The organism is Stetteria hydrogenophila, assembly GCF_054657575.1.
Genome location: NZ_BAAHYL010000001.1, coordinates 569,103 through 581,614, shown reverse-complemented (window position 1 = coordinate 581,614; position 12,512 = coordinate 569,103). Strand labels below are relative to the sequence as shown.

11 protein-coding genes are annotated in these 12,512 nt (G+C 62.3%); 6 read left to right on the top strand and 5 right to left on the bottom strand.

Going from position 1 to position 12,512, the window contains the following annotated elements:
• Positions 1 to 13 precede the first annotated feature (13 nt).
• From ACYQ3J_RS03060 to ACYQ3J_RS03045, 4 genes are read right to left on the bottom strand one after another with little or no spacing between them, the layout of a single operon-like run.
• Positions 14 to 775, bottom strand: coding sequence for a cytochrome b/b6 domain-containing protein (locus ACYQ3J_RS03060; protein ID WP_460124330.1), 762 nt, complete (start codon positions 773 to 775; stop codon positions 14 to 16).
• On the bottom strand, positions 772 to 1,608 hold the full coding sequence (locus ACYQ3J_RS03055) for a 4Fe-4S dicluster domain-containing protein (RefSeq protein WP_460124327.1): 837 nt from the start codon (positions 1,606 to 1,608) through the stop codon (positions 772 to 774). Before ACYQ3J_RS03055 ends, ACYQ3J_RS03060 begins: the two co-directional genes overlap by 4 nt.
• Before the next feature lie 43 nt (positions 1,609 to 1,651).
• The gene (locus ACYQ3J_RS03050) at positions 1,652 to 5,155 is read right to left on the bottom strand and encodes a molybdopterin-dependent oxidoreductase (RefSeq protein WP_460124324.1); all 3,504 of its coding nucleotides are present in this window, start codon (positions 5,153 to 5,155) and stop codon (positions 1,652 to 1,654) included.
• A 7-nt stretch (positions 5,156 to 5,162) separates the two neighbouring features.
• Positions 5,163 to 5,390 (bottom strand): hypothetical protein, encoded by a 228-nt coding sequence (locus ACYQ3J_RS03045; RefSeq protein WP_460124321.1) that lies wholly within the window; start codon positions 5,388 to 5,390, stop codon positions 5,163 to 5,165.
• Between the two features lie 252 nt (positions 5,391 to 5,642).
• On the opposite strand from ACYQ3J_RS03045, the gene ACYQ3J_RS03040 reads away from it, so the two are divergent.
• The 6 genes from ACYQ3J_RS03040 (at position 5,643) to ACYQ3J_RS03015 (ending at position 11,616) form a co-directional block, all read left to right on the top strand.
• Positions 5,643 to 6,947: a hypothetical protein gene (locus ACYQ3J_RS03040; protein WP_460124319.1), complete on the top strand. Its 1,305-nt coding sequence runs from the start codon at positions 5,643 to 5,645 to the stop codon at positions 6,945 to 6,947.
• A gap of 160 nt (positions 6,948 to 7,107) precedes the next feature.
• The gene (locus tag ACYQ3J_RS03035) at positions 7,108 to 7,611 is read left to right on the top strand and encodes a MarR family transcriptional regulator (protein ID WP_460124316.1); all 504 of its coding nucleotides are present in this window, start codon (positions 7,108 to 7,110) and stop codon (positions 7,609 to 7,611) included.
• Positions 7,612 to 7,701: 90 nt separating this feature from the next.
• Entirely contained in the window at positions 7,702 to 8,484 is a 783-nt protein-coding gene (locus ACYQ3J_RS03030; RefSeq protein ID WP_460124313.1) for a PD-(D/E)XK nuclease family protein, read from the top strand.
• Between the two features lie 137 nt (positions 8,485 to 8,621).
• Positions 8,622 to 9,644 (top strand): AAA family ATPase, encoded by a 1,023-nt coding sequence (locus tag ACYQ3J_RS03025; RefSeq protein WP_460124310.1) that lies wholly within the window; start codon positions 8,622 to 8,624, stop codon positions 9,642 to 9,644.
• Between the two features lie 16 nt (positions 9,645 to 9,660).
• Positions 9,661 to 10,314 (top strand): hypothetical protein, encoded by a 654-nt coding sequence (locus tag ACYQ3J_RS03020; protein ID WP_460124307.1) that lies wholly within the window; start codon positions 9,661 to 9,663, stop codon positions 10,312 to 10,314.
• Positions 10,315 to 10,617: 303 nt separating this feature from the next.
• The gene (locus tag ACYQ3J_RS03015) at positions 10,618 to 11,616 is read left to right on the top strand and encodes an arsenic resistance protein (RefSeq protein WP_460124302.1); all 999 of its coding nucleotides are present in this window, start codon (positions 10,618 to 10,620) and stop codon (positions 11,614 to 11,616) included.
• Here ACYQ3J_RS03015 and ACYQ3J_RS03010 read toward each other — a convergent pair.
• Positions 11,597 to 12,505, bottom strand: coding sequence for a phosphoribosyl-AMP cyclohydrolase (locus ACYQ3J_RS03010; RefSeq protein ID WP_460124295.1), 909 nt, complete (start codon positions 12,503 to 12,505; stop codon positions 11,597 to 11,599). The two genes, ACYQ3J_RS03015 and ACYQ3J_RS03010, sit on opposite strands and share 20 nt — an antisense overlap.
• Between the last annotated feature and the right edge of the window lie 7 nt (positions 12,506 to 12,512).

Genomic DNA, 12,512 nt, shown 5'->3' with positions numbered 1-12,512 from the left:
CCCTCTGCTCTCCTCAGTCCTCCACCACGATCTTCTCCGTGGTTACCTCCTTAAGAACCTCCTCGCTCATGTGCCCCTTCGCCCAGTCCTCCGGGACTCCGCCGTCGAAGAAGACCGCCCTGAGCAGCGGCCTGTTGGCTGGGTGCAGCGAGGCGAAGAGGTGGAGCAGCAGGAATAGCACGCCTAGCACAAAGCCCGTGTCGTGGAGTGCCAGCATTAGCCTTACCTGGGAGATGCTCAGGCCTAGCTGCTCCCTGTAGAGGAGCGCCACCCCGCTGACTGAGAGCAGTATGACGGCGGGTATCAGCACGACCGTGTAAAGCCAGCCCACGAAGACGTTGTACCTCTTCAGCTGCCTGGCGACATCCCCAGGGAGAGGCTCGCCCTTTATGTAGAGGTTGCTGAGGGCCTTGGCCTCCCTGATCTGGGTGCCTAGCCCTCTAATGATCGGCTTGAATATGTGGAACTTCCTGTTGAACGCTAGGTAGTAGATCAGGTATGTTATCAGCAGTAGCCCCCACACGATGCCCACTATCCTGTGCCAGGTTCTAGCCCACTCTATCCCAGCCATGACCGGGTCCACTTTCAGCCCTGTCAGCGTGGAGAGGGCCTGGCCTACGGCGTACATGAACCTAGACATGGCCCCGGGTAGGAACATTACTAGGCCTGATAGTGCCAGGGATATGAAGAATATCATGTTGAGCAGGTGCACTATCCTGTAGCCTAGATCCATTATCACTAGCTTCCTCTTCATAGCCTGCTCACCCCCGCTCACTGCTCACCACCTCCCGCCTTCTTCTCCTTCATCCTGTAGGCCCTCCAGGATACAAGGCCTAGGGCTGTGAGGGCTAGCACGGTGGCTGTGCCGCCGTACTTGGTGAGGCTCTGCAATGCCTCCCTGTACTCGCCCTCCTTGACGACGGGCTTCTCTGGGAGGGTCTTCTTCAGCACCTGGGCCTTCTCCTTGGAGATCACGTAGATCCACCTGGTGGCCCCGCCGACGTAGTCCGGTAGGTCAATGCCGTAGACCTCCATGCCCTGCTCCTTGAGTCTCCTCGCCTTGGCCACTATCTCGTCGAAGTCTCCGAACTCGAAGACCCCGGTGGGGCACGCCGCGACGCACGCAGGCTCCATCCCGGCCTGGAGCCTGTCAACGCAGAAGGTGCACTTGGCGTACTTCCCGGTCTCCTCGTTCCTCCTCGGTATGTGGAACGGGCACGCGGCCTCGCAGAGGCCGCAGCCGACGCAGGCGTCAGGGTTTATGACGACGGCGCCCTCCTCTGTTACCTCGATCGCTCCAGCGGGGCATGCCCTAGCGCAGGGCGGGTCGACGCAGTGGAGGCAGTTGTACGGGAATGGCTGCACGTAGGGATCCTCGAATCCCGACGTGTACTTCATCTTCGTCTCCACGAAGCGCACGAGCTTCCACGTGTTAGCGTTGAGGTCCGGCGGGGATGTTAGACCCTCGCCCTCAACGGGCCACACGTCGACGAACCTCAGAGGCTCCGCGGGGAGGCCGTTCCACTCCTTGCACGCCACCTGGCACGCCCTACAGCCTATACACCGGTCGAGGTGCACCAAAACCCCGAAGCCGTTACCCACGGGCATTCACCCCCTAACACGTTCAAAAAATCTAAAAAACAAATCAAGGTTAAGAGGCCTTCCTGACCTTGCCCAGGAAGGCTTTGGACTCCTGTATAGTTGTCTTGACGTCGACCACGCCGGGTGTGATGAAGTTGCCGGCCGCGCCGTGCAGGCGCCCGGTGAAGCCGAAGCTCCAGTGGACGCTGACCACCGGCACTTCCTTGCCGTTGATGTTCAGGTACGCCATTCCATCGGTGACCCAGGCCTTGATCTTTATCGAGCCCCTAACGGTCACTATCTCGATGTAGTCGCCGGTCTTGACCCCGATCTTCTCGGCAAGCTTCCTCGGCACCTGGGCGATGGCAGCCGGCACGAGCTCGGCTAGGTAGGGCAGGTTCCTCGACATGACGCCTGAGTGCCAGGTCTCCGTCATCCTGTGAGTGGTTAATACTGCCAGCTCGCCCTCCACGCCTTCAAGCATCTTCGGGTCGTAGGCTACCTCGAGTATGCCCTCCATGAGGCCGTTCAGGTTGAACGGGTGCAGCCACGCTATCGTCGGGTACTCCAGCTGCAGCTCGATCAGCGGCGACTCAACCGGCTCGGTGTGCAGCGGCCACTGGAAGTTGTAGTCGGGGTACCAGCGGCCGTACTTCTCTATCACCCTCATGACGGCCTCCTTCATGTCGCCGGTCTCCTCGTAGAACCTCCTGAAGTCGGCCTTGAACGCGTCCAGCGTAGGCTTCGCCTCATGGTACGGCTTCCCCGAGAAGAATGGCTTCTTCACGTTAGCCTTCGCAATGCTCTGCACATCCTCGTCGATGTACAGGGTGTCGTTGGCCCAGAGGTACTTCATGCCGGTCTTCTCGACGAACTCCTCGTAAGTGTAGACCTTGACCTCGCCGCCCTCCTCCACGACGAACTTGCCGACGACCTTCGGCTTACCGGTCCTGATGAACTCTATCAGGTCCACTCCTCCGAAGAGGTCCGCTATCCCGCTCAGTCTCCTCTTGAAGACTTTCGGTATGAAGAAGTTGTGGCCTGGCACCGCGAATGGCCTGTACTCGCCTGTGTACTCGTCTATGATCTCGCCAGTCTCGCCGGTTACAACCCACTCCCTGCCAGCTGCCTTGATTACCTCCTCCTTCCCAAGGACCGCCTTGAGGCTGTCGTAGTTGTACATGAGCCTCACGTTCATCGGCCAGCTCCAGCCCCAGTCCTTGTAGACCTTGAACGTGCTGCTGAACGTCCCGTCAATCTCGCCCGGCTCCCTGAGCCTCGGGCTCTGCCTCATCGGGGTAAGCTCGTCCCTCACGGGGTCCCAGATGCCCTGGTATATCAGCATGTTGAAGTTGAGCTCCCTCGTCACGAGCCTCGGGTTGGCCTCAGCCTCTATCCGGCCTACTGGCGTGGCTGAGCCGCTCCCGCCCCTGTAGTCCCAGCTCCTGTCGGGCTTCAGCTCTCTCTCCCACACGAGTATGGTCCTGCCCTTCTTCTTGAACGTGACCTTCTCCTTCTTCACGCCCGCGTACTCGCTCGGCAGCTTTATCACGCCATACCTCCTGAGGTACTCGTAGAGCTTAACCAGGATCCAGACGTCGGGCCTGGCCATACCGCTCGGGTCCTTGGCCTTGTAGGTCCACTGTATCACCCTGTTTCCGTTGGTGATCGAGCCCTCGCGCTCGAAGCGGGCCGCGGCGGGTAGGAGGACGTCGGCGAACCACGCCGTCTCAGTCTCGAATATGTCGGCGACCACGAGGAGGTCTAGGCTGGCCAGCGCGGCGGCGGTGAGTTTAATGTCGGGGTCGGTCATGGCCGGGTTCTCGCCGAACATGATCATTGCCCTGATCTCGCCGTTGAGGGCCCTCGGCGGCCAGGTGGTCTCGCTGCTGCCGGCTCCTATCGGTATGTCGCTCACAACTACACCGTTGACTGGGTCGTCCTCGGGTATCGTGCCGAGGAAGATGCCCCACGTGAGCTCGTGCCTCCTCCACCCATTGAAGATCCACACCCTCAGCGCCTTGGCAAGGTCGGCCTCTCCCTTGTTAGGCTTCTTTATAGCGTTGAACGGCGGCTTGTCCCTAGCCCACTCCGGGACCTCCCAGTTCCAGGCGTCGGGCATGCCCTGCAGCTTCCAGTCCTGGTAGACCCTGATCTCGAGCGTCGACTTGGGGACCGCCGGGTAGCCGGGCAGCCCGCCTGGGCCGAACTGGACGTCGGTGACGCCCTGCACGTTGCTGTGGCCCCTGAAGGGGTGGGTGCCGCCTCCGGGGTAGCCCACGTTGCCTAGGAGAAGCTGGACTATCGCCGCGGCTCTAATGATGTTGACGGAGGCGTTCGTGTGCTGGGTTGAGCCCATGGCCCACTGTATTATCCCGTGCTTCTTGTGGTTGGTTGCGACTCCACTGTTCTCCACGAACCACTCGGCGGCCTTCCTGAGCTTCTCCGCGGGCACGCCTGTTATCTTGGAGGCTGCGTTCACGTCGTACTCCTTAATCAGGGCCTTTAAATCCTCCAAGTCGTCCTCCGTAATGTTCCACCTGGACATCAGCCTCTTGAACTCCGGCAGCTCATCTATTGGCGGGTTCCTCTCGAAGAACGCGTAGTGGAGTATGTACCACAACACCGCCACGTCGGAGCCGCTCCTGATGGGGAGCCAGAGGTCGGCGTAGGTCGCAGTCCTTGAGAACCTGGGGTCGGCCACTATGAACTTGGCGCCGTTCTCCTTCGCCTTGAGGAAGTAGTAGAAGGATAGCGGGTGCGCCTTAGCGGGGTCGCTCAGGAAAAGCACCACGCTGGCCAGGGCGAGGTCCTCGTTGCTAGCGGTCTCAGCGCCCCACCCGTAGGTTGTCGCCAGCCCTGTGACCGTCGAGCTGTGGCACTTCCTGTACTCGCTGTCGAAGTTGTTGGTCCCAATGAACACCGCCAGCTTGTTGTTGAGGTAGCCCTCCTCGTTGGTCATCACGGAGCCTCCCATCAGCATGACCGGCGTCTCGGCACCCTTGTAGTAGTAGCCGTCCTTGAACGCTGGGGCGCCGCTCGACGCGCGGTACTCGTCCATTATCGCCTTCAGCTTCCTGGCTATGTACTTGAACGCCTCGTCCCAGCTCACGGGCCTCCACTTGGGCGGGTACTTCTTGACTATAGAGACGAACTCGTCCCAGCTCTTCGCGGAGAGTATCTCCTCCGGGGGAGGCTTCGGGCCCGTCCTAATCATTGGCCTCAGCACTCTCAGATCGTTCTCCACGAGCTGGAATGACGCAACGCCCTTGGGGCACAGCCTCCCCCTGTTGAAGGGTGAGTCGCTCGCGCCACGCATGTGAACGATCTTATCGCCGACCGTGTACACGTCTATGGCGCAGCCCACGGAGCAGTAGGGGCAGATCCCCCTGGCCACCCTGGCCTGCTCCAAGCTGAACTTGCCGCCTATCTCCCCGAGCTGCCACTTACCCTTAGTCTTCTTGTAGGGTGGGATGACCGCCTTAGCTAGCAGGGAGGACTCGGCTCCCAGGGCTGCAGCCGCTAGGGCTGCAAGCTTTAGGAAGCCCCTCCTCGAGAGTTTAGGCTGCTCCATCCACTACTCACCTCCGGAAGAGGGAGACCCTCCCGTACTGCTTGTCCCTCCTGCCGCGCAGCTTCTTGGCCAGGGCGCAGGAGACGTCGGGGCTACCCTCTAGGATCGAGTATAGGCCGTCTACCGCCTCAGCGCCAAGCTCGGCCTCAAGGGCCTTCAGGTCCTCGATAACCATCCTAGCGGCTTCCATCAGCTTAGTGCCGTCTCGACCGGCCGAGGACAGGCTACTCGCCACACCAAAGCACCTCGGGTGTTTTATCGTGTAAAACAGCACGTAATATTTCTTTGAATATCTTCATATACAGTTGCTTTCAATGGCGATGCATTTAAACCCAACCGAGTTTAACAGTGTTTAACGTTGCAGTGTTAACATTCCGTCTAATGGTTCCAGCTAATGGGTGGCAGCGGCGCGCTGTCGTAGTGGGTCATTAACCGATTTAGGCCCCCCGCGAGGTTTTAGTGGATAATTGACGGGTGTGGCGGACGGATGTCGAGGATCCTCTCGCTAGTAGTGGTGGCTCTGATCATCGCCGCTCCTATCGCTGGGCTCGTCGCGGGCGCAGCCCGGTCTCCTGGGCTCGTGATCCTGGTTGACATGTCGCACGGGCAGAACCCGGGCGGCTTGGATTACTTGATGAAGCTGGTGCCCGAGGCTTACTGGATAGTCCTAGTCGCCAGCGAGGCCGACGTGGCTAGCCTCCCGGAGTCGGTGCTGAAGCTCGCGGACGAGGTCAGGGTGGGGGGCTTCACGCCCGACAACCTGAACGGCGTGGACATGGTGATAATCGGGCAGCCGACGCTGCTCCCCGACCCCATGGAGCTGCAGGCGCTGGCGGACTGGTTTAACGACCCTGAGAGCCCGAGGGCGGTGTGGGTTGCCGCTGACAGCGACTACCCCGCCCAGGGTAGTGAGACGGCGCAGCAGTTCGCCAACCAGGTCCTCGAGGCCCTCGGGAGCAGGCTCAGGGTCGACTATGTGAGTGTCGAGGACCAGGAGAGCTACGCCGGGAAGACGTACAGGGTCGTGGGCATAGTCGACCCGACGCCCAAGGATAGGCCCAGCGCCCTGCTGGCGTACGTCGCCAGCAAGGTGCTCTTCCACGGCCCCGGAGCAGTCTACGCCCTGGACGACAACGGGAACCCGGTGAACCCGCTCGAAACCCCGGTGCCCAACGTCTGCGTGATAGTCAGAACCAGCGACTCGGGGGTTATAGTCGAGCACCAGACCGCCGATAGCGGCGGGCTGAGCGGCGTCCTCTACCACGCAGGCGACACCGGCAGGTTCCCCCTGCTCGCCATTGAGAGGGTTAAGACGAGCCCGCTCAAGACCGTGGTGGCGAGCGGTGAGAGCCCCTACTCGGGCTACCAGTCAATGGCTACCTGGCTCTACCACGGCGTAAGGCTTGACGGGCCGAGCTTCGTCAGGAACCTCATCTTCGTCGCCCTAGGCTACTTCGCCCCCCTGAAGAGCCTCCAAGCCCTCAACGGCGTCTACTCGCAGCTCCAGGCGGTGCAGAGCGACCTGGAGAGCGCCAAGTCCAGCTTGGAGGGTGCCATGGAGGGCATAAGCAGCCTCAACGCCAAGGTCAACCAGCTGGAGGCTAAGATCAGCCAGCTAGAGGGCCAGCTGAGCGATGCCAGCCAGAAGGCCGAGGCGGCCCAGCAGGCCGCGGTTGAAGCCAAGAACGCCGCGGACAGCGCTGCCGGGAAGGCCGGCAACGCGCTAGCCCTGGCGGTACTCGCCCTCATAGTGGCGCTCGGCGCCGCCGGGCTAGTCCTCACCAGGAAGTAGCGGCGCCCCTCCAGCGCTACCGGGTCCACAGTTTTTCTTGACACTTCTAACCGGGTAGAGTGTTATTTTGTAGAGTGCTATTTCCTGTCCCCGCCCAGCACTCTAGAGGCCCGGCGCCTTTTACCTCTCTACAAATCCCAGTAGGGTTGGTGGTGCAGTGGTGCCCGCCGGCTTGACTTACAGCGAGGCCGCGGCGCTCCTCGTGATCCACAGGGGGGTCGACACCGTTAAGGGGGTGGCTGAGGCGCTTCAGGTCTCAACCTCCGAGGCTGAGAGGATAGTGGCGAGCCTCGAGGCCAAGGGTCTCGTGGAGCGGGTACGGAAGGGGCTCATCTTCAAGAGGGAGAGGCTGAGGCTCACCAAGCGCGGCCTCGACGCGGTCCCCGAGGCGCTCGAGATCCTCAAGAGGGCGAGCGAGGCGGCGGTAAAGGCTGCAGAGGAGGCTAGGAGCGGCCGCGAGGCGCCTCCCCTGGAGCCCGACATCCTGGCAGTACTCCCAGCCATGGCGTTCCTCAACCTCATCCCGGCCTGGGTGGTGGGGACCCTCCTACCGGCGCTAGCCCTCGGGGAGGCCGCCGAGGGCGACTGGGAGCCGCCCAGCGGGGACGACATGGACCAGGTCGACGCAGACCTCGACGCGGGCGACTGGGACGCGGAGATGTAGCGTGAACCCCCACCTCTAGGGGGCCGTGCTTTTAAGGGCCGCCCGCGTTAATCTGGAAGGGCTCTACACCAGGCGCCTCGGTGTCGGGGCTTGAGCCTCACAAGGGAGGAGAAGGAGCGCTTCCTAAAGGCCCTAGAGGAGGATAGGGAGTTCCGCTACGCCGTCATGGGGCTCCTAGGCTACGGGGAGGTACTCGAGAGGATCACGCGCATAGAGGAGAGGCAGCAGAGGCTCGAAGAGAGGTTCGCGAGGCTGGAGGAAAGGTTCGCTAGGCTCGAGGAGAGGCAGCAAAAACTGGAGGAGCGTCAGCAGAAACTAGAGGAGCACTTCGCCAGACTCGAGGAGCGCCAGCAGCGGCTTGAGGAACGGCAGCAGAGGCTGGAGGAGAGGCAGCAACGGCTAGAGGAGCGCCAGCAGAAGCTGGAGGAGCGCATGTTGAGGGTGGAGGAGAGGCTGGCGAGGCTAGAGGAGGAGGTTAGGAATAACAGGAGGATAGTGCTGGCGGTGGCCCACAGGTTCGGGGTCATCAGCGAGTCAGCGTTCAGGGACGCGATGAGGTACGTGGTAGAGGAGGCCCTCGGAGCCGGGAGGGTGTCCCGGTGGACGCACTACGACTCGGAGGGAGTCGTCTACGGCCACCCGGCCCTGGTCGAAGTCGACGTGCTAGTCAGGAATGGGGTGCACGTCCTGGTCGAGGTCAAGTCCCGCGCCGGCGCGGGCGACGTGCTCGAGCTACGCAGGATCGGGGAGCTCTACGAGAGGGTGGAGGGCGTCAAGCCCAGACTCGTAATCATAGCGGGCCTCATAGACGAGAAGGCCAGGGAGCTCGCCGGCAAGCTCGGAGTCGAAATCAAACCCGTAGCCCCCGATTAGCTGTAAGTCAAAAAGCCAAAGCCTAAGATGGAACCCTCGGCCCCCCGGGATCCCCCTCCGGGTCCCCTCCCTCTGAAGCCTTCGCCGGCGTTTGGGTTTAACTGCACTCTCCACCCCTTTACGAGTGGGCGGTTCCAGTGCTGGTGAGGAGTGTTGACGTCAAGGATTTCAGGGGAGTTAGGGGGCTCTCAGAGCCTTTAGAGCTGTCGAACTTCACAGTTCTGCTTGGCAGGAACAACGTGGGTAAAACCGCGATCCTGGAAGCCCTCTACCTGCTAGCGATGCCTTTCCCCTACCCGATACCTCCCTATCGTAATGCGCCATTAAGGGTTGTAGCTGACCTCCACGACGGGCATTCCTCCCTGATCTACGGCTACACGGGCGAGGCTAAGGTGTTCCTGCAGCTGGCTAAGAGGGCCGACATAAAAGGGGTCGGCATTAGCGGGGTAAGCATCGCTATTAGAGAGAAAGAGGTGGACGTCTACTACCATGGAAAGGCTAGGACAATACGCTTTGGGGGCTTGGCTGACTACGCGAGCTTCCTTAAGTCATGCGGCTGCGGTATTGAGAGGGACCTAGCAGCTCTCTACGTGCCGGATAATAGCAGCTACTACGCTAAGCTCGGGGAGTTCATCTTGGAGAAGGAGGATGTTTTGAGGTGGATTGAGAAACAGGGCCTCCACGCCAAGGCTGCCAGGATAGTCTCGGAGGCCGTCTACGACAAGTTTACAGAGGTGCTTGCCCGGAGGGACAGGCTTGCGTTGAGGAAGGAGGCTGGGAGCGGCGTTGGCCCACTCTACGTCGACGTTAACTCGCTGGGGGTGGGCGTGAGGAGGCTCCTGCTAGTCTACCTTGCAGTGGAGTACCTGAACCCGAGGATCATCCTCTGGGACGACGTAGAGGTAGCAATGCACCCGGACCTCCTTGAAGCCGTGGTTAGGTGGCTCTCGGGGAGCGGGAGGCAGGTGGTGGTCTCGACCCATAGCATCGACCTCCTCTACGCCCTAACCCTTGAGAAGCCTAGGGATGCGAGGGTGGTGGTGTTGAGGAAGCGTGGCGACGACATAGTTGAACACAAAAGCCTCGACATCGACGAGGTCGAGGAGCTAGTTGAGAGGGGCGTGGATCCTAGGAGGATAGTGGACGAGCTCGAAATGTAGAGGGGGGTGGGGCCCGGTGAGGGTTGAAGCCGGGGTAGAGGGTCTGACCCGCGTCTACGTGGTAACAGGCGATGGCCCGCGCGATTACAGGATTCTCAGGGCGGCCGCGGAGAAGTACTTCTACAACACACTCGTCAAGCGCCCTGAGCCCAACCTTTTCCCCCGCGAAGCCCGGGGGACTGGCCTCGCAGGGCTCGCGCGCCGCCTCGCCGCCCTGGCTAGGCGCACGGTGGTTGACAGGTACCTGGCCCTGATCGACAGGGAGCACCTCCCCCGGGACAGGGGGCAGGTAGAGGAGCTGCTGCGCAGCACGCTCCGCCGGGAGGGCTTCAGGGTGGAGCAGGTGGAGGCGCTTGGGGAGGGCTGCTGGAGGCTCACTCTCGCCCTCGACTACCCCGAGGGGAGGAGGCTGAGGGTCTACCTCGCCGCCCTCGGCTGGGAGAGGAGTATAGAGGAGAACCTAGCCGCGCTCATCGAGAGACTGCACGGGGCCCGTGTGGAAGGCTCCAAGGGGGCTGTGAACGCCTGGCTCAAGACGCACGGGGTCAGGGACGAGGACCTCGTCCGGAGAGCCTCCAGGAGGATCCTAGAGGAGTCCTTCCCCACGATCACCTGTGCACTCCGAGAGCTCGCCGGTGAACTGGGCCAGCCACCCAAACCCCGCGCCTAACCCGGGACCCCGTCTAGCCCCCCGGGTTGACTCATAACCCCCAGCCAGGATCCCTCCTAGACGCCCTCGCCCCCCGGAGGCCCCCGCCGAAGGGTCCCGGGGAGCGCAGTGACGGGGGGTTCCGTCGGGCGGGCCTCCCCTCCCGCGGCTCCTATCAGAGTCCCTCCTCGCCGAGCCGGGGCCCTTCAAGGGCGGCCGCAAGGGCTTTTGATAGTGTCTAATCTGGATGGTAAAGATATTTTCACGCGTGAATACCGTGGCCGGCTACTGGCTTAGCGTTTCAGGAGGGATCTGGGAGTGAGTTTGCCGGCCGTTCAGAGGATTCAGAGGAACCTATCGAAGAACATGCTGCTGTACTGTATCCTCTCCATCGTCGCGGGCCTCGTTACCGGGTACTACTTCAAGGCCAAGTGGGCTTGCTCTCTCATCACCCCCACGGTGTTCTTCATGGTATACCCTATGATGGTCAACCTCTCACTCGAGTCCCTCAAGAAGGTGAGGACGGTCCTCAAGCCGCTCGCTGAGGCGTTGATACTCAACTTCCTAGTGGCCCCCGCTCTCTTCTACGGCCTCTCGGAGATCTTCTCAGCGCCTCCGCGGATGGAGGCGGCGCTCCTCCTCCTCTCCGTCGCCCCGGCGTCTAGCATGGGCTTGGGCTACGTCGGCCTCGCCGGGGGCGACATGCTTGCAGCCGTCACCATAGTGGCGTCTGCGTTCCTCCTATCGCTCGTAGCCTACCCTCTCATGGGCTACTACGTGGCTCGGGGCGCGCAGATACACGTCCCCACCCAACTATTCCTCCGGAGCCTGGTAATGGTCCTGGTCCTACCACTCGTGCTGGGCGTGGCGACGAGGGAGTACATCGAGCGGAGAGGGGGCCCGGGGAAGTTTAAGGAGGTGAAGCCCTACTTCTCCCTCGCAACCCTCACAGGCCTCTACATACTCCTCTACTTCATCTTCGCCTGCAAGGCGAGGCTCGTCGTGAGCCACTACAGGGATCTAGCGGTGCTCACCCCCCTAGCTCTGATCTACTACGGCGTCGTGATCAGCCTCCTACTGGTGATCAACTCTAGGCTGCTCCGATTAAGCTATGAGCAGCACCAGGCCGTGGTGTTCACGTCTGTCTCCAAGAACGTGGCGCTAACCATAGCGGTGCTCGCCACCGCCTTCGGGGAGACCGGCAAGTTCATGGCCGTCTACCCGGCGATAATATCAATAATCCAGGCCATAACACTGGTGTCCTACATCAAGCTCAGCGAGGGGGTCCGGGGGCTCTTCCAGGCTAGCCAGTCCACAGGCTGACCTCCACCCGCTCCCCAGTCTCGGGGTTCACCAGCACAGCTATCCCACCGGTTTTGAAGTGGAGGTCCGCCAGGCGCTCGAGCCTATAGCCGGCTCGCTCGAGCCTCTCCGGGCCGCCCTCGCTTGGGACGGCGAGGGGGGCGAGGACAGCCTTCACCCTGGCCCCCTGGGACTCCAGCGCCTCTAGGATCCCCTGGAGGCGGCGGCCCCCGGAGACTATGCTGGCGTAGACGAGCACCTCCCTCCCCGCCACGGAGCTGGGGGGCCTCCCGGGGCCGACGGGCTGGAGGGGGATCCCGGCCCTGGAGGCTATGGCTGCGGCGACGAGCGCCTCGGGGCCCTCGGGCGCCGCGAGCAAGTCAGCCCCTCTCCCTCCCCTGCCGGGGACCCCGGCCCTGCCGAGGAGGGCGGTGGCTAGGAGGGAGAGGAGGAGCGGGCTGGGTGGTGGCTCGTAGGTGGTGAGGGGGCCCTCGAGCCTGTAGCCTCCCCGGGGGTCACTGTGGAGCCTCGAAGCCCTGAGGGCCTCGGTTAGCAGCCTCCAGAGGGTGGCGGTGAAGCCTGTGTCGGCTAGGGGGTTGTGGAAGCACGTCCACATGCCCGTGTGGCACGCGGGCCCCTCGGGTACTGCGAGGTAGATGAGGGAGTCGCAGTCGCAGTCCCCCGTGACGCTGAGTACCCTGAGCCTGTTCCCCGACGTCTCCCCCTTCATCCAGAGCCTCCTCCTGCTCCTGGAGTAGAAGTGGGCGTACCCCGTCCTCAGCGTGGCCTCGACCGCCTCCCTGTTCGCGTAGGCCTGGGTGAGCACCGCGCCGCTCGCAGCATCCACCACGATGACTGGGACGAGGCCGTTGAGCTTGGAGTAGTCCACCCTGCAGCCCCCGGGCTCCAAGGCTCCC